Here is a 26887-nt window from a genome sequence, read left to right as displayed (position 1 = left end):
AGTATGAGTCCCTACCGTGATCACCGCGCCCCCGGCGGGCGCCAGAACCGACCCAGCCGAAAACAGCGCGCAGCGACGGCGAATCAGGCCTCCAGCAAGGGCGGTTCGGGAGCCGGTCAGACATCAGACGCCCACGTCAGCGGGGGTGTGCGGCTGCAGAAGGTGCTCGCCGAGGCGGGTCTGGGCTCACGCCGTGCCTGTGAGCAGCTCATCGCCGACGGCCGTGTCGAGGTCGACGGGTCCATCATCACCGAACTGGGCACCCGGATCGACCCCGAAACACAGTCCGTGTACGTGGACACAGTGAGAATTTCGACACAGACCAAGAAGGTCTACCTCGTGCTCAACAAGCCCGCGGGAGTCGTGTCGACCATGAGCGACCCCGAGGGCCGCCCCTGCCTGGCCGACTATGTGCGCAGCAACACCGAGCGCCTCTTCCACGTCGGCCGTCTCGACACCGAGACCGAGGGCATCATCCTGCTCACCAATGACGGGGAGCTGAGCAACCGCCTGGCCCATCCGCGCTACGAGATCCCGAAGACCTACCTCGCGAAGGTCAAGGGGCAGCTGGCGAAGGATGCCGGTGCCATCCTCAAGGCCGGAATCGACCTCGAGGACGGCTTCGTCAAGGTCGATGATTTCAAGCTCGTCGATTCGACTCCGGGGAAGTCCGTCGTCGAACTCACCCTCCATTCCGGCCGCAACCGCATCGTGCGCCGCCTGCTCGCCGAGATCGGCCACCCGGTGGAGCGACTCGTGCGGCTGAAGTTCGGTCCGATCGTCCTCGACGAGCAGAAGCAGGGCAAGATCCGCCCGCTGCGCTCCGATGAGGTCGGCGCACTGTTCGAGGCCGTCGGTCTGTGAGAGTCCACATCATCGGCACCGGCCTGCTCGGTGCCAGCCTGGGGTTGGCGCTGAGCGCAAAAGGCCATCAGGTGACCCTCGAAGACACCTCGCCGACCGCGCAGCAGCTAGCCGCGGACCTCGGTGCCGGTCAGGTCGGTTCACCCGACCACCCGGACATCGTCGTCGTGGCCACTCCGCCCGATGTCGCCGCACGGGTCATCGCCTCGGCGCTCGAGGACTACCCGAACGCCACGGTCACCGACGTCGCCAGCGTGAAGACCCGCCTCCTCGAGGCGGTGCGAGATTTGGTCACGGGACCTCAGCTCGATCGCTATATCGGATGCCATCCCATGGCCGGACGCGAGAAGTCCGGAGCGATCGCCGCCCAGTCGGACCTGTTCACAGCCCGCCCCTGGGTGATCTGCTCGGATGAGGACACCCCGGCCGACCGCCTCGGCGAGGTCATCGCCATGGCCGAGGACACGGGCGCCTCGGTGCTCCACCTTGATCCGCGCATCCATGATGCCGCGGTTGCCAAGGTCTCGCATGTGCCGCAGATCGTGTCCTCCCTCGTCGCCTCCCAGCTGCGGCACGCGCCGCTCGAGGAGATCTCGCTGGCCGGGCAGGGACTGCGTGATGTCACCCGTATCGCCGCTTCGGACCCGGGTCTGTGGACGCAGATCTTGACCGGGAACGCCGAAGAGGTCCGTTCGGTCCTCGTCGATCTGCGCACCGAGCTCGACGAGGTCATCGGTGCACTCGAACTCGGACCCGGGTCGACGGGGCTGCTCGCCAAGGCGATCGCCTTGGGAAACGAGGGGCACGACCGGATTCCCGGCAAGCACGGGCAGCCGCCGACCACCTATGCTGTTGTCACGATCCTGGTTCCGGATACGCCCGGAATGCTGGCCCGGTTGTTCAAGGACATCGGCGACCTCGGCGTCAATGTCGAGGACTTCCGGATGGATCACGCCTCCGGTCGGAAACTGGGCATGGTCGACGTGTCCGTGGTCCCGGCCATCCAGCAGGAGCTGGAGATCGGATTGCTGTCGAAGGGATGGCAGATCCCCGAATCCGCCATCGAGAAAGAAGGAACTGCATGAGCGTCGTAGCCATTGACGGACCGTCCGGAGTGGGCAAGTCGAGCACCGCCAAGGAGGTGGCGCGTCGACTGGGCTGCCAGTACCTGGACACCGGTGCGATGTACCGGGCGATGGCGTGGCTGTGCCTCAACCGCGGAGTCACCGACCCCGTCGACGTGCTCGAACAGGTGCGCGGAGCGGATCTGGAGATTTCGCTCAGCCCCGACGAATTCTTCGTCTCCGTCGACGACATCGACGTCACCGAGGACATCCGCGGTGAGGACGTCTCGGCGAACGTGCAGACGGTCTCCGGTGTCATCGACGCCCGCGAGGAGCTCATCGAGATGCAGCGGGCCTATATCGCCGCCGCACCCGAGGGCATCGTCGTCGAGGGCCGGGACATCACGACCGTGGTGGCCCCCGATGCCGATGTGCGCATCCTCATGACCGCCCGCGATGAGGTCCGCGTGGCCCGCCGGGCCAAGGAAGTGCACGGCAATGCCGACGCCGAGGCGATCGCCGCCACCCAAGACCTCGTCACGGGCCGTGACGCCAAGGACTCCGCCACGACGAGCTTCCTAGAGGCCGCCGACGGAGTGTTCACACTCGATACCAGCGACATCGACTTCGACCAGGTGGTCGAGACGGTGCTGCAGCTGGTGAAGGACTCACAATGAGCGAATCCGAATTCCACGAGACACCCGACGAAGACCTCGTCGATCGTGTCGAGAGCATCAGCGACGAGGAGGCCGAGCAGCGCGCGACCGCGCTCGAGGCCGGACTCGAAAGCTACGAGCTCGAAGACGAGGACCGTGCGCTGCTGCGCGCCTACGGCTTCGACGAAGACGACGATGAAACGCTCGGTGCCGCACCTGTGCTGGCCGTCGTCGGCCGTCCCAACGTCGGCAAGTCGACGCTGGTCAACCGCATCCTCGGCCGCCGCGAAGCCGTCGTCGAGGACGTTCCGGGAGTCACCCGTGACCGCGTGAGCTACCGGGCGGAGTGGAACACGAAGGAATTCACCCTCGTCGACACCGGCGGTTGGGACCAGGATTCGAAGGGCATGGCCTCGCGGATCGCGATCCAGTCCGAGGTCGCCGTGGACATGGCCGATGCCGTGCTCCTCGTCGTCGATGCCACGACCGGCCCGACCTCGACCGATGAGATGGTCGTGAAGATGCTGCGCCGGAAGAAGAAGCCGGTCCTCCTCGCTGCAAACAAGGTCGACGACGAGCGCGGCGAGCTCATGGCCGCCGAACTCTGGGGCCTGGGCCTCGGCCAGCCGTGGACCGTCTCGGCTCTGCACGGTCGGGGAGTCGCCGACCTGCTCGACGAAGTGCTCACGATCCTGCCGGAGGTCTCGGCCGTCGACACCCGTGTCGAAGAAGGCGGACCGCGTCGGGTGGCCCTCGTCGGTCGCCCGAACGTCGGCAAGTCGTCCCTGCTCAACCAGCTCATCGGCTCCGACCGGGTGCTCGTCGACAATGTCGCAGGCACCACTCGTGATCCTGTCGATGAGCTCATCGAGCTCGGTGGGAAGCAGTGGCGCTTCGTCGACACTGCCGGTATCCGCCGTCGTGCCCATCAGGCCAGCGGCGCCGACTTCTATGCAGCGCTGCGCACGCAGACCGCACTCGAACGCGCCGAGGTGGCTCTCGTCCTCATGGAGGTTCAGGATCCGCTGAGCGAGCAGGACGTCCGCATCGTCACGACCGCCGTCGAGGCGGGACGTGCCGTGGTGCTGGCGTTCAACAAGTGGGATCTGCTCGACGACGAACGTCGTTTCTATCTGGAGCGGGAGATCGAACGGGATCTCGGCCATGTGGCATGGGCACCGCGCGTGAACATCTCGGCGAAGACCGGACGTCATGCGGAGAAGCTCGTGCCGGCGATGGAGACCGCTCTCGAAGGCTGGGACACTCGCATTCCGACGGGACGACTCAACGCGTTCCTCGGCGAGCTCGTCGCAGCCAACCCGCACCCGGTGCGCGGAGGTAAGCAGCCGCGCATTCTCTTCGGCACTCAGGCGCAGTCGCGTCCGCCGAAGTTCGTGCTCTTCACCACCGGCTTCCTCGACCCCGGTTACCGCCGGTTCATCATCCGCCGCCTGCGCGAGACCTTCGGATTCAAGGGCACCCCTATCGAGGTGTCGATGCGCATCCGCGAGAAGCGTCGGGGACGCTGAATGAACGAGGACGAGCAGGCGAAGGCGTCGGGCGCCGCTGACGGTGCGGCCGGATCAGCCGGCGATGCCGCGCGCCCGGCCGAGCCTGCGCCGTCCTCACGATCGGCGGGGGACCGGACCGGTTCGGCCGCCTCGGTGACGGTGGGATCCACTTCTTCCGATGCAACGGCGGGCACGGCTTCTGGAACTGTGGCGGGCACGGCGGCCGATGAAGCAGCTGGTGCCGACTCCGGCGCAGCGGGCGAGGCGCGGCCCTGGCACACGCGGCCACCGGCGCGAGCGCTGATGATCGCGGTGACGCTGGCAGGGCTGGCGTACGCGCTGATGTTCTTCCGCGGACTCCAGGACATCGTGGCTCCGGTGTTCCTCGCGCTCAACTTCTACATCGTCGTCTACCCGGTGCAGCGGGCGCTCACCCGGATCAAGGTGCCGCGGGCGATCGGGGCGTGCATCTCGGTCGTGCTCGTGCTGTGCATGATCTTCGCGTTCTTCGGCCTCACGGCATGGTCTGTCGCCGAGCTCGTCATCCTCATCCCCAGCTACAGCAACGAACTCGTGGCCACCTACCAGAGCACTCTGGCGCTGCTGTCGGACATCGGGGTGACCTCCTCGGTGATCCAACAGCAGCTCTCGGCTTTTGACGTCCGCTCCGTCCTCGACGCCGTCTACCCGCTGCTGACGAACCTGTCGTCGGTTGCGGGCCTGCTGACCACGGTGATCATGGCGGTGTTCTTCGTGGCGATGGACTCGATGGGCATCGACAAGCGGATGGCGATGCTGCTCGATGTGAAGCCCTCGCTGTCGGCGTCGATCGGCGACTTCGCCAGTGGCGTCCGCCGCTACTGGGTGGTGGCCACGGTCTTCGGCCTCATCGTCGCATTCCTCGATGTCATCGCCTTGGCGATCATCGACGTCCCGCTCATCTGGGTGTGGGGAGTGCTCGCATTCCTGACGAACTACATCCCGAACATCGGCTTCGTCATCGGCCTGATCCCACCGGCTCTGCTGGCGCTGGTCGACAGCGGCTGGCAGTCGGCCCTGTGGGTGGTCATCGCCTACAGCGTGCTCAACTTCGTCATCCAGGCGATCATCCAGCCGAAGTTCACGGGTGAGTCGGTGGGTGTGACCCCGCTGATCTCGTTCCTGTCCCTGCTGTTCTGGGTGTGGGTCCTCGGTTGGCTCGGCGCTCTGCTGGCGCTGCCGGCGACTCTGCTGATCAAGGCTCTGCTGGTCGACGCGGATCCGAGGGCCAGGTGGGTCAATATCCTGCTCGCCTCCGATCCGCGCACTGGTCGAGCCGAACTGGTCAAAGGCCTGAAGAAACCAGTGACCTCGGCCTGACGAGGCCCGCGGGCCTGGGCAGAACGCCTGACGTTTCGCCTGGGCATGCACGTCGTTTCGGTCGGATGAGGCCTGCGATCCTGTGCTGTGGGGTCGGTCGTCCGTCAACCCCTCGCACTGTGCCGGCAGAGTGGTTAGCATGAAGTATGGCGACACTACTGAATATCCATCCGGAGAACCCACAGGACCGACTGATCGAGAAGGCCGCTGAGTCACTCAGGAACGGTGGCCTGATCGCCTATCCCACGGATTCCTGTTATGCCCTCGGCTGCGCTTTGGACAACAAGGAAGGCATCGAGCGGATCACCCGCATCCGGCACCTCGGTTCGAAGCACCACTTCACGCTGATGTGCCATGACTTCGCTCAGCTGGGTCAGTTCGTCATCGTCGACAATTCCGATTTCCGAGCCATCAAATCGATGACGCCGGGGCCGTACACATTCATCATGAAGGCAACGAAGGAAGTCCCGCGCCGGATGATGCACCCGAAGAAGCATTCGGTCGGCGCTCGGATTCCGCAGAACGTCACGGCACTCGCCCTCGTCGAGGCGATGGGGGAGCCGATCCTGTCCTCGACGCTGCTGCTGCCCGGCGATGAGGATCCGCTGACCCACGCCGAGGATGTCATGGACCAGCTCGGCAATGACCTCGACATCGTCATCGAGTCCGGTGTCCCCGGAGTCGTGCCGACCTCGGTCATCGACTTCACCGGCCGATACCCCGAGGTAGCTCGCGTCGGAGCCGGGGACGTCTCCCGGTTCCAAGACGAATGAGACAGCTGGAACGTTGGTCGCTTTGACCGGGTCGGGCTGAGGGCACCGACCGTGCCTGCCGGGCTGAAAATGCGTGACCGATATCCAGAACGACAGGACAGATCAACTCAATGAAATCTCGCCGAGGTGGCCAAGCCGCCTCGGCGAGATTCTTGTTCTGCGCTGCCTCCCTGAACGAATGGGTGGCGTTCACTTGTCAGAGACCGAGGTAGGCCGCCTGCACTTCGGGGTTGTCGAGCAGCCGGGAAGCATCATCAGCGAGGACGATCCGCCCCTCCGCAAGGACGTATCCTCTGTGGGCGATCGCCAGTGATGCCTTCGCGTTCTGCTCGCTGAGCAGGACGCCGATGCCGTTTCGATTGATCTGAGCGACTGACTCGAGGACCTGCTCGACGACGATGGGAGCCAGGCCCATCGACGGCTCATCCAGGATCAGCAGGCTCGGGTCTGACATCAGTGCTCGTCCGATTGCGACCATCTGCTGCTGACCGCCGGACAGGGAGCCTGCCGGCTGCTTCGCCTTCTCATTGAGGATCGGAAACATATCGAGTACCTCAGCGTAGACCTCTTCCGTCCGCGATCTGTTCCGGTGCGGATAAGAACCCAGACGCAGATTCTTCTCCACCGACATCTTGCCGAACAGATGGCGACCTTCGGGGCAGTGCGCGATACCGGCCTTGACGATGGCATTCGGGCGAGCTCGATGAAGCTGACGTCCCTCATAGGTGATCGACCCGGCACGAACACGCATGAGTCCGCTGATGGTTTTGAAGAGCGTCGTCTTGCCGGATCCGTTCGCACCGAGGACCACGGTGAGCTCTCCTGGGTTCGCCGTGATGCTCACCCCATGGAGCACATCGGTGGCATCGTACCCGGTGCTGACATTGTCGAGAGTGAGCATCAGTTCTCCTCCTGTGCTGTCGAACCGAGATAGGCGCGGATGACATCCGGATTCGATTGGATCTCCGCAGGTGCGCCGAGGGCCAGCTTCTGCCCGTGGTCGAGAACGAGGATCGTGTCCGCGAGGTCCATGATCATCGTCATCTTGTGTTCGACGAGGAGGACGGAGACGCCTCGCTGTGGCAACGACCGAATGAGATTGCCGAAATCGACAGTCTCCTCTTCGGGGATGCCGCCGGCGGGTTCGTCGAGCAGCAGCAGCTCGGGCTCTGTGGCCAGTGCCATGGCCACTGCGGTGCGCTTCTGCACCTCCTGAGGAACGTTGGACGCGAGATCGTGCCGATATTCCGCGACGCCGCAGAACTCAAGAGATTCCATCGCCTTGTCTTCGTTGATGCGTGATTCACGACGGTGGCGAGGCGTGTGGAAGACCGCGTCGAAGACGTTGGATTTCGAACGGACGATTCGACCAGCCAAGACGTTTTCCAACAGAGTGCTGTCATCGAACAGGTTCGTTGTCTGGAATGTGCGGGCAATGCCGCCGGCCACAGTCCGGTGTGGAGACGAATGTGTGATGTCCTCACCTTTGAAGCTGATGGTCCCGGCTGTGGGCCGATAGAAACCATGGACAAGGTTGAACAGCGTTGACTTGCCTGCTCCATTGGGACCGATCACTGCGGTGATCTGACCTGCCTCGACGTCCAGACTGACGTCCTTGACCGCATCGAGCCCGCCGAAGCGCTTACCGAGACCGCGAATTTCGAGCAGAGTCATTTCTTCTCCTCGGAGTGGGGGCCGACTGAGGCAGCTGATTCCGGCGATGTGGGCTCGTCGTGTTCCGAGCGGCGGGCTTCTGCGCTCCTGCGCCGTCGATTGCGTTTATCGACGAACCCGCCGAGGTATCCGACGATTCCCCGCGGCGCGAAGATCACGAGGGCGACGATGATGGGACCCAGCACGATGAATCGATAGGCCTGGAAGTCTTGGAAGAGTTCGAACAGGAATGTCACGATCATGCTTCCGAGCAGCGGACCCGCGACAGTGCCCATGCCTCCGACGAGAATGAACATGAGGAATTCGAAGGTCTTGTCGATCGATGCCGCATGGGGGCCGATGAATCCGACCACAGTTGCGTAGAGTCCGCCGCCGATTCCTCCGAGGACAGCCGAGGCGGCGAATGCGAGCTGTTTGCTGAATCCGACGCGCACACCTATCGCATCCGCCAGATCTTCGCTCGTCCTGATGCTCAGCAGTGTGCGGCCCACACTCGAGCGCCGAATCGCGTACGTCGTGTAGATGCACACGAGCAGGATGGCGAAGACGAGGTAGAACATCGCAACCGGAGATTCGAAGTCGATGAGTCCTCCGCCTTCGGGGAATTTCACGTTGTTGACGCCGGAATGTGCGTGGGTGACGGACTCCCAACGGCTGATGACGAGGAAGATGATGAAGCCGATGGCCATTGTGAAGATGGCGAAGTACTCATCCTTCGTCCGCAGGGCGATCAGCCCGCAGAGGTAGCCGATGACCGCAGTTCCGATGACGGTTGCGACGAATGCGGTCCAGAAGCTCCAATCGTAGTCGGTGGTGAGCAGCCCGACTCCGTAGGCGCCGATGCCGAAGAACCCGCCTTGGGCGAGGTTCAGCTGTCCGGTGAAGCCGAGGATGATGTTGAGGCCGTAGACAGCGATCGCCGCGCACATGCCGACGGTGATCACTCGCATCGCGTAGTTCTCCTGCGCAAACGCCAGGGGCGTCAGGCCGAGCAGGACGATGACGGCGATGGTGCCGATGATCCGAGGATTCTTCATTGAGCTCATCGCTGCACCGCCTTCGTGAACAGTCCATTCGGTTTGATGGCCAGCACAGCGACGAGAACGACGAATGCCACGGCTTCTCCGACGGCTGAGGAGATGTAGGTCGCCGTCATCGTTTCTGCGATGGCGAGTGCGAATCCGCCGACGATGGCGCCGGGAAGCGAACCCAGACCACCGAGGATGATGATGGCGAACACTTTGAGGTTGAGCGCATCGCCCATCGTCGGAGACAGGAGATTGATCGGTGCGACGAGGCCCGCCGCGATCGTGGCCAGCAGGGCGGACAGCCCCAGCGTCAGCATCGATACCATCGACGGGTTGATGCCGACCAGCGATGCACCGACGCGGTCCTGTTCGATCGCTTCGATCGTCTGGCCGTGGATGGACCGCTTGATGAACAGCGCCAACAGCGCCAAGACGATTACCGCAGTGACGATGATGACGATCCGCTGAGCAGAGATCTCGGCACCGAGGATGCGCAGTTCGCCGGTGATAAGTGTGTCCATACGTCGGAAGTCAGCACCCCAGATCGCTTGAGCCAGTGCTTGGAAGAAGAACATCGCACCGACGGCCGCGATCATGTGGTGGGTATGCGGGGAGTTGCGCAAGGGGTGGAATACGAGGCGTTCGAGCCCAACACCGACGAGGAAGAGCATGATCGCCGCGATGCCGATCGCGGCGATATAGGGAACGCCGACGGTCGTGAGGAAGAAATAGGTGATGTAGGCGCCGAGCATATACAGCGCACCGTGAGCCAGGTTGGGAATGCGCAGCACTCCGAACACCAATGTCAGACCGATCGCAGCGAGGCAGTAGACGCCGCCCAGCGCGAGGCCGTTGAAGAGCTGTTGGATGAAGAGGGTCATGATTTTCGGGTCCTCTGCAGGCATGAGTTCGGCCGGGTGAGGCGCACTCGTGCGCCTCACCTTCAATACAGCCGCTGACGGAAGTTACTTTTCGTCGGATACCTGTTCGATCGGCACCTTGGTGTATTTGCCGTCCTCATTGAGGAAGGTTGCCTCCAGATCGGGATTGAGGAGGTGTCCCTGTTCCGTGATCTCGTTCGGGAAGCCATTGACCTTGTACTTGTCGTCGACCTCTGGCAGCGCTTCACCGATGGCTTCGCGAATCTTCTCAGGGTCGTCGGTTGTCCCAGCGGTTTCCATCGCCTTCGCGATGATCGCAATTCCCTGGTAGTTCAGCGCCGTTTCACTGGTCGGAACCTTCTTCTCTCCGGCCTTCTCAGCAAATTTCTTCAGGAAGTCCTTGGTACCGGGATCCTCATATTCGGAGACCGGCAGGACGCCGACCGAATTCTTGAGATTGTCGAGCTTCGTCACCGTGGCCATTTCATCCAATTTCGCCTGGTCCATGACGAGGAAGCTGCCCTTGAAGCCCTGCTTTCGAGCTTCCTCCATGATCAGCGCCGTCGGTTGGGAAGGTCCGCCGACGAAGATGGCGTCGGGCTTCTCTGACAGGGCTTTCGAGACGGGGCCCGCAAAGTCGGACACGGTGGCGTAGTCGACGCTGTTGTCGCCGCCGATCTTCCCACCGGCCTCACTCCACGCATCCTTGATCGACTTGGTCCACTGTTGTCCGTACTCACTCTGAGTTCCCAGCAGAGCGAGCTTCTTGCCTCCGTGCTCCATGGCAGTTTCGGAGAATTCCTCGGCATAGGACTCGAAGTTCGGAGGAATCATCATCGTCAGAGGGTTGTCGGCCTGCACGATGGCCGGGTCAGAGGTGTAGGCGGAGATGAGGAAGTTCGACCTGCCGCTGTTGATCTGCTGAATCGCCTTGATGGCTCCGGCGTTCGGGGAGACGACGACCGGCGCCTTGTCCTGATCTGCTAATCGTTGAGCATTGCTGGCGGCAGTGGATGGTGCGTATTTGTCGTCGAGGGACTTCAACTCCAGAGTCACGGGATTGCCGTCGACCTCTACGCCGTCTGCATTGAGATCGTCGATGGCCATTTCGAGACCGATCTTCACGTTCTCACCGTATGCGGCGCCACCTCCGCTGAGCGGCCCGGTATAGCCGATGACGACCGTGTCGCCCTCACCTGATCCACCACCGCCTCCACAGGCTGTGGCAGTCAAGGCGATTGCACCCATAACTGCGGCTGCCGAAAGTCTGCGGCGGCGACTTCGCGAGACAGAGTTCATCTTTTCTCCTTTGAAAAGCTCCTGGAACGGGTTCGCTCCACACGGTGTCCGAGACGTCGTCAATGACAGTTCTCAGAGTCGTCGTCAATCCGAAATGGACTTCGACTGATGTGAACAATTCCAAATCATCCTGGTGAAGTCAATGGTTTTGCGCTAGATTTTTGAACGTTCGTTAATCTGCCGGGTCGAGCCGGAGAGGAGAACAAAAGGCGAGGTCGGGGTGCTTGCGAGCCGAGCCTCGCAGAACCGCGTCGAGGTTCTGAGGCGCTGGACTCGGCTATCTGTCTGAAAGGTGAGCAAACAATCGTTCAGTGGCGGAATTGGTCTACAGTGGCCTTAGCTGTATGGGAGAGCTGTGTCACATCGGTTCCGGTGCAGACGCGAACCGCAGTCGACCACTCGGTTCCCCACGGCAATGACGCAACATCAACTTTAGGAGCTTGTTCATGACTCGTACAGCAATCGTCACCGGTGGAGGCCGCGGCATCGGAGCCGCCATCGCCAAGCGACTCGGAGCCGACGGACTCAAGGTCGCCGTTCTTGATATGGGCCCCACCGATGAGACCGTTGCCGCCATCAAGGAAGCCGGCGGCGAAGCGCTCGGCCTCGAAGCCGATGTCTCCGACGAGGACTCGGTCAACGCTGCGGTCAAGCAGGTCGCTGAGACCCTCGGCGCGCCGACCGTTCTGGTCAACAATGCAGGCATCCTGCGTGACAACCTTCTGTTCAAGATGACGCACGAAGAGTTCAACAAGGTCCTCTCCGTCCACCTCGGGGGAGCGTTCCTCATGGCGCGGGCCGTCCAGTCCTACATGGTCGAAGAGAAGTTCGGCCGCATCATCTCGATGTCCTCCACCTCGGCTCAGGGCAACCGCGGACAGACGAACTATTCCGCCGCCAAGGCCGGTATCCAGGGAATCACGAAGACCTGGGCGATCGAGCTCGGCAAGTTCGGCATCACCGCGAACGCCATCGCTCCCGGCTTCATCGAAACCGACATGACCAAGGCCACCGCCGAGCGCGTAGGTATGGGCTTCGAGGAGTTCGTCGAAGCCTCGGTCCAGCAGATTCCGGTGGCACGATCGGGCAAGCCCGAGGACATCGCCCACACCGCATCGTTCCTCGCCTCCGAGGGTGCCGGGTTCGTCTCCGGTCAGGTCATCTACGTCGCCGGCGGTCCGAAGGACTGATCGCCACCGTCCTCACGACGAGTTCACGAACATCTTCGAAAGGTGAGTCCCATGAGAGAAGCAGTCATTGTGTCGACGGCGCGCACGCCGATCGGCAAGGCCTACCGTGGTGCGTTCAACGACACCCAAGCTCAGGAGTTGGCCGGCCACGCGATCAAGCATGCTGTCGAGCGTGCCGGTCTGGAAGGCGGTGAGGTCGAGGATGTCGTCTTCGGTGCCGCCCTCCAGCAGGGTAGCCAAGGTACGAATGTCGCTCGTCAGGCGGCGCTGCGAGCCGGCCTGCCTGTGACGGTTCCGGGAATGTCGATCGACAGGCAGTGTGCGTCCGGGCTGATGGGCATTGCGACCGCGGCGAAGCAGGTCCTCTTCGACGGCCAGGAGATCGCCGTCGGCGGTGGCGTGGAGTCGGTGTCGCTGGTCCAGAACGACAAGATGAATATGTTCCGGGCCAAGGATCCGTGGCTTGAAGAACGCATTCCGGGCATCTACTACCCGATGCTGGCCACCGCCGAGGTCGTCGCCGAACGCTACGGTGTCAGCCGTGAGGCTCAGGACGAGTACTCCCTGTCCTCGCAGCAGCGTACGGCCGCCGCTCAGGAAGCCGGCAGGTTCGATGACGAGATCGTGCCCCTGCCGACGACGAAGGTCGTCGTCGACAAGGAGACGAAGGAGACCTCGCGTCAGGATGTGCTGCTCGAAGCCGACGAGGGAAACCGCCCGTCGACGACTCTGGAGAGCCTGGCCGGACTCAACCCCGTGCTCGAGCCCGGTGTGGCGTCGAAGGTTCCGAGCATCACCGCCGGCAATGCTTCGCAGCTCTCCGACGGAGCATCCGCTTCGGTGGTCATGTCGAGCGATGAGGCCAGCCGACGCGGACTCGAACCGCTGGGCATCTATCGCGGCATGGCTGTGGCCGGTTGCGAGCCGGACGAGATGGGCATCGGTCCCGTCTTTGCCATTCCGAAGCTGCTGAAGAACCATGGTCTGTCGATCGACGATATCGGCTTGTGGGAACTCAACGAAGCCTTCGCCGTCCAGGCACTGTACTGCCGTGACCGCCTTGGCATCGACCCGGAGAAGTACAACGTCGACGGCGGTGGCATCTCCGTCGGACATCCTTATGGGATGACCGGCGCTCGTCTCGTCGGACACGCACTCATCGAAGGACGTCGCCGCGGAGTGAAGTACGCCGTCGTCACGATGTGCATCGGCGGCGGGCAGGGCGCTGCCGCACTGTTCGAAGTCTGCTGAGGGTTTCAGCCAGCCGTTCAGCCGGAACAGTGAAACTATGCCGCTGAGCTGAGAAGGCCGACGGTACTCGGATCGATTCTGATCCGAGTACCGTCGGCCTTCGTTGTGTCTGACAAACACGTGAGGTGAATCTTCGTCACTGTGAGACCCGGGTGAAGCGGTGCTCCTCGCCTCGCCGGATGAATGCCGCCTCAGAACGGCGGAGCTTCGCCCGAGTCCCAGAACCAGTCGCGCAGCTCGGAGTTGTCCTCGTCTGCTTGCCCGGCGCCGGATGCTTGATCGGGGGTGCACGTCGCAGGCTTCAGTGTGAATGTGTAGAGATCCCCGGCAACGAGTTCTCTCCAGCCGGGGGTTCCAGGGGTGGCAGCGGGTTCAGGGCATTCCCTCGCTTGCTTCCGGCCGCCGGGAACAGGGTGGTCCGCATCTGCTCTACCGCCGTGAGCACCAGATGGCTCAGCGTGAGCACTAGGCGGCTCCGCGTCAGATCCACGGTCAACGTCAGGTTCACGCTCGATGTCAGAATCGCGTTCGGGCGCCGGGACGTACTCGTGGGCAAGCAGATCCTCTGTGCTCGACCGCTCCGGTGTGACTGCTCGGACCTGTCGAGACAGGCCGCTGCCGAATCGTTCGAGGAACAGCCGCGCATGCTCGACGCTGATGGGGTTGTCCGGGGAGATGACCTCTGCGGTGACACCCTGCCGGAACACGTACTCGAGGTGGCCGGGCTCAGTCATCCGCACGTCGAAATTGCCGTTGGTCTTCTGCAGGTGGTGGGCCTTGCACAGGCAATGGAGATTTCCGAAGCGGGTGAGACCACCTTGGGTCGGGTCGGAGTGATTGAACGCATCAATATGGTCGACCTCTGTCACTTCAGCGGGCTGTGTGCACCCGGGGAATGTGCACGTCACGAACTGGGCGACGAGAGTTTTGCGCACACTGTTGGGAATCGCGTAGGAGGTTGCCTTCGCATCGAGCGGTGTTCCGGTCGCGGGGTCGGTCAGCAGCCTAGTCCAGGTGGTGGAGTAACCCGCGACCCGTCGTGCCATATCCGCAGGTATCGGTGAACCGTCTGGAAGCATGCCCGCCAGATCACACACCTCTTCTGAGGTCAGCGGTGCGTCGGGAGATGTCGACGCAGAATCAGACGGGGGATCTGTGAGCGGTGAAATTGGGTCGGTTGGCTCTGGTATCGGTGGTGTAGTGGGCGATGACTGCTGATCTGGGGGATCGACGGTTGGCAGCGGCGAACCCGATGGATCGACGGTCGGTGGTGGCGATCCATTGCCGTCCGGCTGGAACTGACTGAGCAGAGTCAGCATAGGAACCGTGATGAAGGTGCTGGCCTGATTCGCCAACCAATACTCGCTGGTCGGCATGTCGAGCAGGAATTCGAAGCTGATGCGGCGCTCGCCGGTATCGAGGATGGGATTGTCGAAAGCGTCGACACTATTCGCGGTTGCGGCAGCGGTGCCCTCGGCCGTGGGGCGAGCTCCGCTGGCACGCGAACCGACGAGAGCCGAGAGCCCGTCTGCCTTGACGCGATCCGTGGTGTTGTTGCTGCTGAGGATGGCCTCGAGCAGCTGTGATTCGAAGACGCGGTCGGCCGGTGTGGTGCGTGCGGGTGCCTGGTAGAAGGGATCATCGTGCAGCGGGCGTGCTGCGCGGTCGGAATCACCGTGCGACACGGGCGTCTGGCGGCTGGATCCATCTGTCTCGGCGATACGTGAACCGGTCGGTCCTTCGTCACCGTTCGTGTCCATATCGTCGAAGACCCGCTCGATGTAATCGAGCAGCGACTCGCCCTCGTGCATCGGCACTCCATCCGGTCCAGCGAAGAGTCCGTCGAGGGAGAAGTCGGAGCTCGTCGACGAGCCGTCTGCCTCGTTCGTGCTGATGATGCGCAGTTTCAGCTGAGGACGGGTGCGCGTGAGGATGTCGAACATCAGAGCGGAGACCGAACGCTCCTCATCAAAGCAGTCGCCTGCCTTGAGCTGGTTCGAGAACGCACTTGTATTGTTCTTGTGCACTGCACGAGCGAATGCATCGAGCCTCCTGAAACAAGCTTGAAGCTCCGGGGCGGGACCGGTCAGCGTGAGGTAGGCAGTTCCGTCGTCACCGGTGCAGAAGTCAACTCGGCGACGCAGCGAAACACTCTTCAACGTATCCTCACTCGGTTGAAGCACTGCAATGTGCAGGGCGAGCGAGCGCTTGAAAGTTTCGATCGTGATGTCGGCGCGCCTGTGCGCGAGGTAGTCGTCCATCGCAGGCAAGTGCTTGAAGTGCAGGTCGCGGCATGCACGAGTCACACAGTCGACATGTTCGATCGTGAAGTCTCCAGCCAGGCAGCGCTTGAGGAACCGCGGAAGACCATGCGCCAGCGTCATCGACGAGGTCATGTGTTGAAGCGACTTGCTCGTGGTCGTGCCGAGGAGACTTGAGTACACGCCTGCCTCGGTCGGCTCGATGCTGCCGCGCAGCCATGTGAAGAAAGTCAGTTCCGGGTCAAAACCGGGAAAGTCAGGCAGCAGTGCGGGGTCGGACAAGAGCTCTTCGGCCAACTTCCGGACTCGGCGGAGGCGGCGACCGGCGGCGCGGTCCTTCTTCGGACCGGCGCTGACGCCGATTTTCGTTCCAGATTCCGCTTCGACCTGAGCCGCAGCCTGGGCCCATGCCAGATTCTCTCTGTTGGTCCAGGTCCTGCGAGTGGAGAAGAGATCCTCGGAGGGAATGTCGACGGCGCAGATCTTCTGGTCGATGGCTTCGTCGCTGATGCCTTGGCGCGTGACGGGACTGCTGTCGGCTGCTTCGGTCTGAGCCTTCCTCTCGTGGCGAGCGGCAATTGTGCTGCGTGATTCTGGAGAGGAGTAACGGGTCGACGTTTCCGTGAACGACGCGAACTCGTAGACCGCGTCGAGCTGACCGTCCTTGAGCCCGAGAGCGTAGGCGACGTCCTGCGCCACGACATGACTGGTGGCGATCAGGGAATTGACCTGCGCGAGGCTGCTCCGCGTATAGGCATCCAGCAGGTCGACGAGTTCGTAATCCTCGGCGACCTCCACGCGAAGTCCGTGAGCGCGGCGGAACTGGGACAGAGTTCGGCCGTCCGCCTCCGCAGGGGGAGCGGCGGGCAGGCCGAATACCCGTCCGTCGCTGTCTCCGATGTTCTTCATCGGCCTCTCACCTCTCCACGCCTCTGTGGAAGTCAGTCGTCAGGGAAGTCGCCTGTCTCAATTATATGGTCTATCGCCATGAATGGATGTCACAATCCGATTACAAATAGAACAAAAAAACTATTAGGATTGTGAAAAACTAATTCGCTCTCAAAGTAATCAAGACTGATCTGTTTGTCCCCTGACTCTACAGTTCGGCACTGACATGACATTTCGATCGGGCTTGAACCCACAACTGCTGTGCAGTGATCCATCGCGACGGACTCACCGCACCGCCGGTTCGCGACAGGCTCACGGCACAACTGGTTCCTGACGGACTCACCGCACAACAGGTTCGCTAGAATCGGGGCGTGGCAGCGATCGACAAAGACATTCTCCGTTTGGCTCTTCCCGCACTCGGAGCCCTGATCGCCGAACCCATTTTCCTGCTCACGGACACGGCCATGGTCGGCCACCTCGGTGCCGGTGCTCTGGGATCGCTGGCGATCGCCTCGACGATCCTGCAGACGGTGCTCGGTCTGATGATATTCCTTGCCTATGCCACCACACCGCGGGTGGCGAAACGGATGGGATCGGGGGACCGACCGGGCGCAATCACGGCCGGATTCGACGGAATCTGGCTGGCACTGGGAACCTCCGTCCTGCTCATCATCATCGGACTGCCCCTGCTGAATACGGCGATCGAGGCCTTCGACCCGGATCCGACCATCACCGCTGGCGCACACTCCTATCTGGCGATCTCGTGGTGGGGTCTGCCGTTCATGCTCATGGTCATCGCGGCCACCGGACTGCTGCGCGGTCTACAGGACACGAAGACCCCGCTGATCGTCGCGGCCGCCGGCTGCATCGTCAATATCGGCCTCAACGCCCTCTTCATCTACGGCCTCGACATGGGAGTCGCGGGATCGGCGATGGGCACGGTCATCGCGCAGGCCGGAATGTGCGCGGTCTACCTCACCATCTCCATCCGCGCGGCGCGTCGCCTCCACGCCAGCATCCGCCCTGACTGGACAGGTGTGTTCACCTCCGCGAAGACCTCCGGATGGCTGTTGGTGCGCAACGCCTCGCTGCGCGCGGCCCTCATCCTCCTCGTCCTCCTGGCCACGGCGATGGGCACGACGGACCTCGCCGCGATCCAGGTCGCTCAGAGCATCTTCTTCGCTCTCGCCCTCGCCCTCGATTCCTTGGCCATCGCCGGCCAGGCGATGATCGGCCTCGAACTGGGGGCGAAGAACACCGAGGCGGTCGCCGCGATCAACCGCCGCCTGTGCCTGTGGGGGATCGTCTTCGGCATCGTGGTCGGCGTCGTCCTGTTCGCGGGCTCCGGAATCATCCCCCGCGCCTTCGCCTCCGACCCGGCGGTGGTCTCGGCCCTGGCCGCACTCCTGCCGGTCCTCGCCCTGAGCATGCCGATCGCCGGGTACGTGTTCGTTCTCGACGGAGTGCTCATGGGAGCTGAGGACGCGAAGTATCTGGCTCTGGCACAATTGGTCGCTGTGATCGGATACGCGATTCTGCTCATCCCGATCATCAACATCTGGCCGGGAGCACCCGGGCTCTGGGCCGGCTTCTGCATCGGATTCGTCGGTTTCCGCGCCCTGACACTGGGCTGGCGAGTACGCAACCGGGCGTGGATCGAACGCGCCGTCGAGAAAGGAATCTCATGAACGCTGCACACACTGACGCTCATGATTCTCAGAACACCTCCGCTGATTCGCAGGACACCTCCGCCGATTCGCAAAACCCTTCAGCTGATTCTCAGAACACTTCCGCCGAGGCGGCCGCCGCCTCCCTGCGCGGACGGATCCGTCCGCTCCCGGCCGAGACCGATGACGAGACTTTCCTGCCGTTCCTCGACCTGTGCTTCAACTGGTCGATGGACAGGCCCCGAATCGAACTCGAGGACCTCCGATACCGCAGCGATGCCGTCTTCTACTACCGCGGCTGGGGACGCGAGGGAGATATCGCCGTCGCCGTGCACGCCGAAGCCGATGCGCAGTCACCGATCGTTGGGCTCGCCTGGGTGCGACTGGCGAATATCGACGACGTTGTCGGGAAAGCCGACGAACGGGTGGGCGAAGACTTCGCCGCCGCCCTGGATAAGACCGGCAACGAGGTCGTCCGCAGCGAAGTTGTGCCCGAGGACGCGGCAGATGAAGCCGAGCACGATTCACGGACTGTGAAAAGCGCCGATAACTCCGAGTCAGCCGGAGAAAGCCCCGCAGCTGGTGATGCAGACGAGGGCACCGCATCGAGCACGGCCGCCGATCTGACGCCGACGGATGACCAGATGCCTTTCACCGGATATGGCTGGGTGGCGGCCGACATCCCTGAACTCTCGATGGCGGTGCTGCCCGACCACCAAGGCCAGGGAATCGGCGGCGCCCTTCTCGACACGGTCTGTGCTCTGGCGCGGATGAGCGGCTTCCCCGCGGTCAGTCTGTCCGTCGAAGACGGCAATGGGGCGGCGAAACTCTACGCCGACCACGGATTCGTGTCCGTCGGACGTAACGGTGACTCGGACGTGCTCGTCCGCAAGCTCGGCTGAAGTGGCAGTGCGGCCGGACCCGGCTGAGGCGCAGCCAGGCCCTTACTGAAGCTCCGGCAGCTTCGGGAGTTCGAGCTCCTCGAGCCAAGGACGGACCACCTCGGCGATGTCACGGTCTGCCGCCTCCGAGACGCACTGGATGAACTCCTCGGTGCTCACCGACGAATGACGGTACCGCTTCGTCCACTCGCCGACGGCGGTGAAGAAATCTGCATCGCCGAGTTCGAGGCGCAAGGCATGCAGACACAGGGCGCCGCGCTTGTACACGCGGTCGTCGAACATGTCCGGCCCTCCCGGATCACCGAGCAAGATGTCCTGCGGCTGAGAGGACAGCTCGTCCCACCACTGCCGCGCACGTTCATCGGCACTCGCACGCCCGGACTCCTCCGACCACAGCCACTCTGCATAGCAGGCGAAGCCCTCGTTGAGCCAGATGTCCTTCCACCGCGACGGCGTGAGCGAGTTTCCGAACCACTGGTGCGCCATCTCGTGGGCGACGAGGCGTTCGGCCTCCCACTCGGGCCCCAGATGATTGGGCCCGAGCACGGACAGCGGCTGCGACTCGAGCGGGATCTCGAGCACATCATCGGTCACGACCACGTCGTAGACGTCGAACGGGTACGGGCCGAAGCGTTCGATGAACAGGTTCATCATTCCGTGCTGAACGCCGAGGCGCTCGACGGCCACATCCCAATGATCGTCGGCATAGACGCCGAGGGGAACGGGGGACTCGGTCCGGCTGTGCGTGGTGCGCTGGCCCGATGAATCGTGAACAGACACGTCCTTGCCGGCAGCGCCGGCGACTCCTCGGACGGCGCTCGAGAGGGCATCTCTGGCCGATCCGGCGACGGCATCCTTCGCAGCGCCCCGCATCGCAGCACCGAATCCCGAGGTTCCGGAACTCAGCGGGATCTGCCCGTATTTGTAGCGACCGATCTGCACCGTCGCCAAGTAGGTCGCCAGGGGAGTCGTCGACTCATACGTCCAGCGGGTCCGCCCGGCCTTGCGGGTCTTCTTCGTCAGCGACCCATTGGACACCACCGTGTACTCGGACTCGACGAGCACCGAGATCCGGTACTGAGATTTGTTCGAAGGATGGTCATTGCACGGGAACCAGGTCGAGGCACCGACGGGCTGGCCGGCCACGAGCACACCGTCTTCGAGCTCCTCCCAACCGACATCTCCCCAGGTGCCGATCGTCGGTTCCGGATTGCCCGTATAGCTGATGTCGATGACCACCGGCTGGTCACTCTTCAGCGCCGGGGTGGTCAGCCGCAGCTTCTTCCCTTGTGCGGAGAAGCGGACCTTCTTGCCGTTGACGCTGGCCTTCGTCACCCGCAGGCCCGTGAGATCGAGGACGATCGACGAGGTGTCCGTGAGCACGCGGCCCTTGAGCACCGCCCTGGCCGAGAGACGGTTCGGACCGATCCGGTAGTCGAGGTCGAGATCGTAGTGGTCGATGTGAAGATCCGCGTTGCCGACGCCTTGCGTATAGGAGTCAAGCATGCGATCGGCTCGATCGGTCTTCGTCTCGGCCTTCTTCTTGGAGTGAGGGAAGTTCTGGGGCATCCACCCAGGGTATGACAGGATTGCCGCTGAAGTAGGCATGGGCCGGCACGAACTCGCCGCGCATGACCAGCGACGTCGCTCCCACCGTGGCGTTCTCGCCCAGGGTGGAGGCTGGGAGGATGACGCTGTTGGGCCCCAAAGTGGCACCGGGATCGAGCTGAACGGTATCGAGGCTCATCACCCGATCATGGAACAGGTGAGTCTGGACCACACAGCCGCGGTTGACCGTCGAGTTGTCCCCGAGATCGACGAGGTCGGCCTCCGGCAGCCAGTAGGACTCGCACCACACGCCGTGACCGATCTTCGCACCCATCGCCCGCAGGTACCACACGATCGCAGGAGTGCCCACGGCATTCCGGGCGAACCAGGGGGCCGCCACGAGCTCGACGAAGCAGTCGGCGACCTCGTTGCGCCAGATGAATGACGACCACAGAGGATGCTCCCCGGGCCGGATCGGACCGGCGAGGATCCATTTCGCGGCCACGGCCAGTCCCGCCGCCACCGCACCGGCAGCCATCATGACGATCCCCGAGGTGAGCAGGGCCAACAGCACGGAGGCGAGGAACGTCGTCGACTGAGCTGCCACCCCGCCCGGCAGACCGAGGAAGAACCAGATGGTGAGCACGACGGCGGTGATGAGCACACCGCCGGCGATGATCGATGAGATCCGCAGGGTCTCCCAGAAGGCACGGGCGGTCTTCACCCCGAAGGTCGGAGCGTAGGTGAGTGACTCGTCGGATTCCACGGCGGCGCGGCGCAGCTGCATAGGGGGAGAGCCGAGCCACGACGATCCCTTCTTCGCCTTCGCCGGAGCTGCCGAGAGCACTGCCACGAGGGAGTTCTTCGGCACCCTGCGACCTGGGGAGGCGATTCCCGAGTTGCCGAGGAAGGCGCGTTTGCCGACCTTTGCGCGACCGGCTCGCATCCAGCCGTGGCCGAGCTCGTAGCTGGCGACCATCGTGTCATCGGCAAGGAAGGCACCGGCCGCGATCGTCGTCATCTTCGGTACGAAGACGACCGTCGAGATCTCAGTGCCCGGCCCCACCTTCGCACCGAGGAGGCGCAGCCACCACGGGGTGAGCATCGACGCGTAGAGGGGGAACAGCAGGTCCCGCGCCATGTCGAGCAGCCGCTCCGTCGCCCACACCCGGTAGCCGCGGGCCGAGCGGACGGGGAACTCTCCCTCCTCCATGCCGATCGCCAGGATCCGCACCGCAATGAGGATGAACAGTGCAGTGGTGAAGAACCACAGACAGGCCACCACCGGTGACCACGCCACCAGCAGCCAGGGCGACTCGACGACCTCGATCCCGGACAGCGCGAGCATCAGGGCGACGCCCGGCACCACAGCGAGATACGGCAGCAGCGCATTGATCTGGGAGCCCACAGCATAGAACAGGAACGGCAGACGCCGCCTGGGCGGGGGAGCAGGCCAGGACTTCTTCGCCTTCCCGACGCGAACGGCCGGCGATCCCGAGTAGATCTGATTCTTCCGCACCCGACCGGTCACCGCAGACCCGGCTTCGACGAGGGCACCGACGCCCACCTCCGCGCCGGGCATGAGGGTCGACCTGGCACCGATCGTGGCATTGCGACTGATATCGATGCGTCCGATGCGCAGCAGATCACCGTCGACCCACCAGCCCTTGAGATCGACCTCGGGTTCGACCGCCGCACCCTCGCCGAGGGTGAGGAAACCGGTCACCGGCGGCACCGAATGCAGATCCGCATCGGGCCCGATGCGGTTGCCCAGCAGCTTCGCATACCAGGTCACCCAGGGTGCGCTCGCCACCGAGACCGCCGCAGCGAGATCGGCGATGTGCTCGGCCAGCCACAGCCTTTTGTGCACCCAGCCCGAGCGCGGATAGTCCCCGGGCCGGATCCCGATCATGAGCAGACGCGCTGCTCCCGCCGAGATGAGCATCCGTCCCCAGGCGGTGACGAAGACGAGGAAGAGGACGGCGACGACCGGCCACGGAGTCAGCGGCAGATCCGCGCCGAGTCCGACACCGATATTGGCTGCCAGCATCGCCAGCACCACCCACCGGATCCCGCCGAGGATGTGCACCGGGATCCCGAGCAGAACCTGGAAGGCCTGCATCCCCCGGGAGGTCCGTGTGATCGTGCGCTTGGGTCCCGTCGGTCCGATGCCGGACCCTTCTTCGCCGAGGCAGAGTCTGGACAGGGCGCCGAAGCGCGGATGGGCGTAGATATCGCCGACGGTGACGCTGGGATGGCGGGTGCGCAGTCGGGACACGAGCTGCGCCGCACCGAGGGAACCGCCGCCGGCGGTGAAGAAGTCCGTATCGCTGCCGGGGCGGGCACCGAGGACCGCGGCCCACTGCTCGGCGACCCACTCCGTGTCCTCGTCGAAGACCTCATCGGATCCGGCCGCCTCGGCGCCGTCATCGAGCGGCCAGGGCAGAGCATTGCGGTCGACCTTGCCCGAGGTCTTCGTAGGCAGGTCCTCGACGAGAGCCAGACGGGGAACGAGCGCGGCCGGCAGCTCGTCACGCAGTCGGGCCTCCCAGGCGGGAAGGTCGGCCTCGCCCGAACCGGCACCGGGGGCCAGGTAGCCGATGAGGACGTCCGTGCCGGCGGCGGTCTTCTTCACCGCAGCGGCAGCGCCTTCGACACCGGGCAGGGCCTGCAGTGCAGCATCGATCTCGCCGAGCTCGATGCGCCTGCCCCCGAGCTTGATCTGCTCGTCGGCGCGACCGACGAAGATCAGTCCTGCCGGATCATTGATGACGAGGTCTCCAGATCGGTACGCCCGCTCCCAGCCGAGACTCGGCATGGGAGCGAACTTCTCGGCGTCCTTCGCCGGATCGAGATAGCGGGCCAGTCCGACTCCGCCGATGATGAGCTCACCGGTCTCACCTTCGGCGACGGGCGTGCCCTCGGCATCGACGACGGCCAGGTCCCAGCCCTTGAGCGGCAGGCCGATGGGCACCGGCTCGGATCCGTCGAGCATGGCGGCACACGCGACGACGGTCGCCTCGGTGGGGCCGTAGGTGTTCCACACCTCGCGGTCATCGTCGCTGAGCCGGCGCCCGAGCTCCGGCGGACACGCCTCGCCGCCGAAGATGAGGAGGCGGACATTGTCGAGGCTCTCCGCCGGCCACAGCGCGGCCAGGGTCGGCACGGTCGAAACGACGGTGATCTGCCGCGACGACAGCCACGGACCCAGATCCATCCCGGACTTCACCAGCGCACGCGGGGCCGGGACCAGGCATGCTCCGTTCCGCCATGCCAACCACATCTCCTCGCAGCTGGCGTCGAAGGCCACGGACAGTCCCGCCAGAACGCGGTCGCCGGGACCCAATGGCTCCTCGACGCAGAAGAGGGCCGCCTCGGCGTCGACGAAGGCCGCGGCCGAACGGTGGGTGACGGCAACGCCCTTCGGGGTGCCCGTCGACCCGGAGGTGAAGATCACCCAGCAGTCGTCATCGGGAGTGGGGGACCGCAGCTCGGAACGGTCGAGGGGTCCGCGGTCGGTGCGGGATTCGATGTGTGGTCCGGCGGTGATCACTCCGGTCACGGCCGCCTCGGTGAACACAGTGCGCGCCCGCTCATCCGGATCGTCGACGTCGACGGGAACGTAGGCCGCGCCGAGCATGAGCGTGGCGAGGATCGCCAGGTACAGATCCACCGACCCCGAAGGGACACGGACGCCGACCTTGTCACCGGGGCCGATCCCGGTCTCGGCCATCTCCAGTGCGAGATCGCGAATCGCGGTGATGAGCTCCGAATAGCTGAGCACCCGGGTGCCGTCGTCGAGGGCCGGCTGATCGGGATGCGCGGCGGCCGACTCGAGGAGGACGTCGATGAGGGTGCGGTCCTCACGGGGCCGTACAGGGGACGGGAACTGCGGTGCGTATTCTCTCACGTGTCTTCCGGGTCGTTCGGGAGATGATCGGCGCCGGGCCGACCGGTACCGCCGGTGACCATAACCCAGGAAGGTGTCGCGGACGTGAACACGGGTCGGGGCGCGAACAGTGCGCGTTCCGGTTCCGATATCTGATCTTAAGTCACTGTTCTCCGTGTCACCGCCCTGATCGTCACGGAGAGGTCGTCCGTGATAGATGTGAGGGGACGGCCGTCCACGGTCGACCAGCTGATTTTCAACGATGAGGAGCACGCCCATGGTCACAGTTCTCACCCACGCCACGGTCTTCGACGGAACCCGCTTCCTGCCCGGCACCCGGGACGTCGTCATCGACGGCGGACGGATCGCCTCGGTGGCGGAAGGAGGGCAGGGTTCGCACAACGCCGGAGACGACCACATCGACTGCACGGGGAAGACGATCATCCCCGGAGTCATCGACTGCCACGTCCACCTCACGAGCAGCGGCGCGGCAGCCACCTCGAACTTCCACGACCCGTTCTCGCTCCAGTTCTATAACTCCGTGAAGAACATGGAAGCCACCGTCAAGGGCGGAGTCACGACCGTGCGCGACGCCGGCGGCACCGACCTCGGTGCGAAGGTGGCGGTGGAGACCGGAGTGGTGCGCGGGCCGCGGCTGACCATCGCCGTCAACATCATGTCCCAGACTGGAGGGCACGGAGACTTCCACCTCGTCTCCGGGGCGGAGTCTCCCTTCCTGGCCCCGCACCCGGGACGGCCGTCGGGAGTTGCCGACGGACTCGAAGAGGTGCAGAAGAAGACCCGTGAGCTGCTGCGAGCCGGGGCCGACCACATCAAGATCTGCTCGACCGGGGGAGTGCTCTCCCCGCGCGACGATCCGCGCCACTCCCAGTTCACCGAAGCCGAGATCGCCGTCATCGTCGCCGAGGCGGCCGCCCAAGGTGCGCATGTGATGTCCCATGCGCAGGGCGCACCGGGAATCAAGAACGCCGTCCGCGCCGGGGTGCGTTCGATCGAACACGGCATCTATCTCGACGACGAAGCCATCGACCTCATGCTCGAACACAGCACCTACCTCGTCCCGACCCTGCAGGCCCCGCAGGCCGTCATCAAAGCCTCCAATGCCGGTGCCGGACTGCCCGCCTCCGTCGTGGACAAGGCCCGGCGCGTCGTCGACGCCCACCAGGAGTCGATCGGCCGGGCCCACGAAGCAGGAGTCCCGATCGCGCTGGGCACCGATGCCGGAGTCGGCCCGCACGGGGAGAACCTCGAAGAGATCAGCCTGCTGGCCGAGGTGGGACTGTCCACGACAGAGGCGCTCGCCGCCGGAACCTCGGTGGCGGCCCGCCTGCTCGGTGACGATCGGGTCGGCCGAATCAGCGAGGGCGGACTGGCCGACCTCGTCGTCGTGGACGGCGACCTGCGCACCGCCGACGTCCGCGGAATCGAGAACCGGGTCGACGCGGTCTACCTCGACGGTGAGATCGTCTGAACGGTTCACCGCCTAGGTGGGTGAGATCGGTCTCGACCGGCCGCGCTGTGAGGGAAACCTAACCTAACGGGGCTATGATGGGAGCGACCGATCCGTGAAGCCGCAGCGCGGCCGCGCAGCCGAATGCCCAGAGAGAGGAGTGCGCCCCGACGATGAACCCGCTCGACTGGTCGTTTCCGATCGCAGTGACATGGCTGATCATGTTCGGCATCATCGTCGTCCGCGCCGGCGGCACCTTCCTCCTCGGCCGCTTCGCCCGCAAGGGGATCCGCAAGTTCCACCGGGTCGAGAAGATCATGGCCGGACCCAAGTACCGGCGGGCCGAAGACACCATCGACCGCTTCGGGGCGCCCGTCGTGGCCCTGAGCTTCCTCACCGTCGGACTGCAGACAGTGGTCAATCTGGCTGCCGGAACCACGGGGATGCGCTACCGCCGCTACGTCCCGGCGCTCGCCGTCGGCGGATCGCTGTGGGCGCTCATCTACTCGACCGTCGGGTTCCTCGGCTTCAAAGCAGTGGCCAAGGCCTACCAAGCCGAACCGGGACTGACCGTCGGGCTCGGCCTCGTCTTCGTCGTCGCGATCGGCGGTCTGCTCATCGGACTGCGCAAGGATCGCACTCCCGCCGAGGAGTCGACCTCCGCCTCGGCGAACTGACCGGCACCCCTGCTGACTGACCGGCACCCCTGCC

20 protein-coding genes are annotated in these 26887 nt (G+C 64.1%); 12 read left to right on the top strand and 8 right to left on the bottom strand.

The window, feature by feature from the left end; translation table 11 throughout:
* The first annotated feature begins 3 nt into the window (after positions 1-3).
* The 6 genes from SB749_RS18460 (at position 4) to SB749_RS18435 (ending at position 6227) form a co-directional block, all read left to right on the top strand.
* Positions 4-864 (top strand): pseudouridine synthase, encoded by an 861-nt coding sequence (locus SB749_RS18460; protein WP_410711582.1) that lies wholly within the window; start codon positions 4-6, stop codon positions 862-864.
* The gene (locus SB749_RS18455) at positions 861-1949 is read left to right on the top strand and encodes a prephenate dehydrogenase (RefSeq protein WP_410711581.1); all 1089 of its coding nucleotides are present in this window, start codon (positions 861-863) and stop codon (positions 1947-1949) included. The genes SB749_RS18460 and SB749_RS18455 overlap by 4 nt, the downstream gene beginning before the upstream one ends.
* Positions 1946-2605, top strand: a complete 660-nt coding sequence (gene cmk, locus SB749_RS18450; protein WP_410711580.1) for a (d)CMP kinase — start codon at positions 1946-1948, stop codon at positions 2603-2605. The genes SB749_RS18455 and cmk overlap by 4 nt, the downstream gene beginning before the upstream one ends.
* The gene (gene der, locus SB749_RS18445; RefSeq protein WP_376906538.1) at positions 2602-4113 is read left to right on the top strand and encodes a ribosome biogenesis GTPase Der; all 1512 of its coding nucleotides are present in this window, start codon (positions 2602-2604) and stop codon (positions 4111-4113) included. Before cmk ends, der begins: the two co-directional genes overlap by 4 nt.
* Entirely contained in the window at positions 4114-5454 is a 1341-nt protein-coding gene (locus tag SB749_RS18440) for an AI-2E family transporter (protein WP_410711579.1), read from the top strand.
* Between the two features lie 146 nt (positions 5455-5600).
* Positions 5601-6227: an L-threonylcarbamoyladenylate synthase gene (locus SB749_RS18435; protein ID WP_101546252.1), complete on the top strand. Its 627-nt coding sequence runs from the start codon at positions 5601-5603 to the stop codon at positions 6225-6227.
* Positions 6228-6423: 196 nt separating this feature from the next.
* On the opposite strand, the gene SB749_RS18430 is transcribed toward SB749_RS18435, so the two are convergent.
* The 5 genes from SB749_RS18430 to SB749_RS18410 form a co-directional block, all read right to left on the bottom strand.
* Positions 6424-7128, bottom strand: coding sequence for an ABC transporter ATP-binding protein (locus tag SB749_RS18430; RefSeq protein WP_410711578.1), 705 nt, complete (start codon positions 7126-7128; stop codon positions 6424-6426).
* Positions 7128-7901 carry an ABC transporter ATP-binding protein gene (locus tag SB749_RS18425; RefSeq protein WP_410711577.1) on the bottom strand — a complete coding sequence of 258 codons (774 nt, stop codon included), beginning with the start codon at positions 7899-7901 and terminating at the stop codon, positions 7128-7130. Before SB749_RS18425 ends, SB749_RS18430 begins: the two co-directional genes overlap by 1 nt.
* Positions 7898-8947: a branched-chain amino acid ABC transporter permease gene (locus SB749_RS18420; protein ID WP_410711576.1), complete on the bottom strand. Its 1050-nt coding sequence runs from the start codon at positions 8945-8947 to the stop codon at positions 7898-7900. Before SB749_RS18420 ends, SB749_RS18425 begins: the two co-directional genes overlap by 4 nt.
* Entirely contained in the window at positions 8944-9810 is an 867-nt protein-coding gene (locus SB749_RS18415; protein WP_410711575.1) for a branched-chain amino acid ABC transporter permease, read from the bottom strand. Before SB749_RS18415 ends, SB749_RS18420 begins: the two co-directional genes overlap by 4 nt.
* Before the next feature lie 84 nt (positions 9811-9894).
* The gene (locus tag SB749_RS18410) at positions 9895-11043 is read right to left on the bottom strand and encodes an ABC transporter substrate-binding protein (RefSeq protein WP_410711574.1); all 1149 of its coding nucleotides are present in this window, start codon (positions 11041-11043) and stop codon (positions 9895-9897) included.
* A gap of 512 nt (positions 11044-11555) precedes the next feature.
* Between SB749_RS18410 and SB749_RS18405 the strand changes: the two genes are divergently transcribed.
* Together SB749_RS18405 and SB749_RS18400 are read left to right on the top strand one after the other, a co-directional pair.
* A complete protein-coding gene (locus tag SB749_RS18405) occupies positions 11556-12299 on the top strand; it encodes an SDR family oxidoreductase (protein WP_262774934.1) in 744 nt (247 codons plus the stop codon).
* 51 nt (positions 12300-12350) lie between these two features.
* Entirely contained in the window at positions 12351-13550 is a 1200-nt protein-coding gene (locus tag SB749_RS18400) for an acetyl-CoA C-acyltransferase (protein ID WP_410711573.1), read from the top strand.
* A gap of 191 nt (positions 13551-13741) precedes the next feature.
* Here SB749_RS18400 and SB749_RS18395 read toward each other — a convergent pair whose 3' ends face one another.
* Positions 13742-16720 (bottom strand): HNH endonuclease signature motif containing protein, encoded by a 2979-nt coding sequence (locus tag SB749_RS18395; protein WP_410711572.1) that lies wholly within the window; start codon positions 16718-16720, stop codon positions 13742-13744.
* Between the two features lie 350 nt (positions 16721-17070).
* Here SB749_RS18395 and SB749_RS18390 point away from each other — a divergent pair, with 350 nt between their 5' ends.
* A complete protein-coding gene (locus SB749_RS18390; RefSeq protein ID WP_410711571.1) occupies positions 17071-18387 on the top strand; it encodes an MATE family efflux transporter in 1317 nt (438 codons plus the stop codon).
* A complete protein-coding gene (locus tag SB749_RS18385) occupies positions 18384-19268 on the top strand; it encodes a GNAT family N-acetyltransferase (protein ID WP_410711570.1) in 885 nt (294 codons plus the stop codon). The genes SB749_RS18390 and SB749_RS18385 overlap by 4 nt, the downstream gene beginning before the upstream one ends.
* Positions 19269-19310: 42 nt before the next feature.
* Here the strand turns inward: SB749_RS18385 and SB749_RS18380 are convergent, their stop codons facing one another.
* Both SB749_RS18380 and SB749_RS18375 read right to left on the bottom strand, forming a co-directional pair.
* The gene (locus tag SB749_RS18380) at positions 19311-20837 is read right to left on the bottom strand and encodes a M1 family metallopeptidase (RefSeq protein WP_410711569.1); all 1527 of its coding nucleotides are present in this window, start codon (positions 20835-20837) and stop codon (positions 19311-19313) included.
* Complete coding sequence (locus SB749_RS18375) at positions 20767-24726, bottom strand: Pls/PosA family non-ribosomal peptide synthetase (RefSeq protein ID WP_410711568.1); 3960 nt, start codon at positions 24724-24726, stop codon at positions 20767-20769. Before SB749_RS18375 ends, SB749_RS18380 begins: the two co-directional genes overlap by 71 nt.
* Before the next feature lie 256 nt (positions 24727-24982).
* Between SB749_RS18375 and SB749_RS18370 the strand changes: the two genes are divergently transcribed.
* Positions 24983-26197: an amidohydrolase family protein gene (locus SB749_RS18370; protein WP_410711567.1), complete on the top strand. Its 1215-nt coding sequence runs from the start codon at positions 24983-24985 to the stop codon at positions 26195-26197.
* 152 nt (positions 26198-26349) lie between these two features.
* Complete coding sequence (locus tag SB749_RS18365; RefSeq protein ID WP_410711566.1) at positions 26350-26853, top strand: DedA family protein; 504 nt, start codon at positions 26350-26352, stop codon at positions 26851-26853.
* Positions 26854-26887 lie beyond the last annotated feature (34 nt).

Source organism: Brevibacterium sp. SIMBA_078 (genome assembly GCF_046534565.1).
GTDB lineage: Bacteria > Actinomycetota > Actinomycetes > Actinomycetales > Brevibacteriaceae > Brevibacterium.
The sequence above is the reverse complement of the archived record's forward strand: the minus strand, read 5'-3'. Positions and strand labels throughout refer to the sequence as shown.

Coding starts and splice junctions, on each gene's coding strand:
- SB749_RS18460 (WP_410711582.1), top strand. CDS start 4: ATGAGTCCCTACCGTGATCACCGCGCCCCCGGCGGGCGCCAGAACCGA.
- cmk (WP_410711580.1), top strand. CDS start 1,946: ATGAGCGTCGTAGCCATTGACGGACCGTCCGGAGTGGGCAAGTCGAGC.
- der (WP_376906538.1), top strand. CDS start 2,602: ATGAGCGAATCCGAATTCCACGAGACACCCGACGAAGACCTCGTCGAT.
- SB749_RS18440 (WP_410711579.1), top strand. CDS start 4,114: ATGAACGAGGACGAGCAGGCGAAGGCGTCGGGCGCCGCTGACGGTGCG.
- SB749_RS18435 (WP_101546252.1), top strand. CDS start 5,601: ATGGCGACACTACTGAATATCCATCCGGAGAACCCACAGGACCGACTG.
- SB749_RS18430 (WP_410711578.1), bottom strand. CDS start 7,128: ATGCTCACTCTCGACAATGTCAGCACCGGGTACGATGCCACCGATGTG.
- SB749_RS18425 (WP_410711577.1), bottom strand. CDS start 7,901: ATGACTCTGCTCGAAATTCGCGGTCTCGGTAAGCGCTTCGGCGGGCTC.
- SB749_RS18420 (WP_410711576.1), bottom strand. CDS start 8,947: ATGAGCTCAATGAAGAATCCTCGGATCATCGGCACCATCGCCGTCATC.
- SB749_RS18415 (WP_410711575.1), bottom strand. CDS start 9,810: ATGACCCTCTTCATCCAACAGCTCTTCAACGGCCTCGCGCTGGGCGGC.
- SB749_RS18405 (WP_262774934.1), top strand. CDS start 11,556: ATGACTCGTACAGCAATCGTCACCGGTGGAGGCCGCGGCATCGGAGCC.
- SB749_RS18400 (WP_410711573.1), top strand. CDS start 12,351: ATGAGAGAAGCAGTCATTGTGTCGACGGCGCGCACGCCGATCGGCAAG.
- SB749_RS18395 (WP_410711572.1), bottom strand. CDS start 16,720: ATGAAGAACATCGGAGACAGCGACGGACGGGTATTCGGCCTGCCCGCC.
- SB749_RS18385 (WP_410711570.1), top strand. CDS start 18,384: ATGAACGCTGCACACACTGACGCTCATGATTCTCAGAACACCTCCGCT.
- SB749_RS18380 (WP_410711569.1), bottom strand. CDS start 20,837: ATGCCCCAGAACTTCCCTCACTCCAAGAAGAAGGCCGAGACGAAGACC.
- SB749_RS18370 (WP_410711567.1), top strand. CDS start 24,983: ATGGTCACAGTTCTCACCCACGCCACGGTCTTCGACGGAACCCGCTTC.
- SB749_RS18365 (WP_410711566.1), top strand. CDS start 26,350: ATGAACCCGCTCGACTGGTCGTTTCCGATCGCAGTGACATGGCTGATC.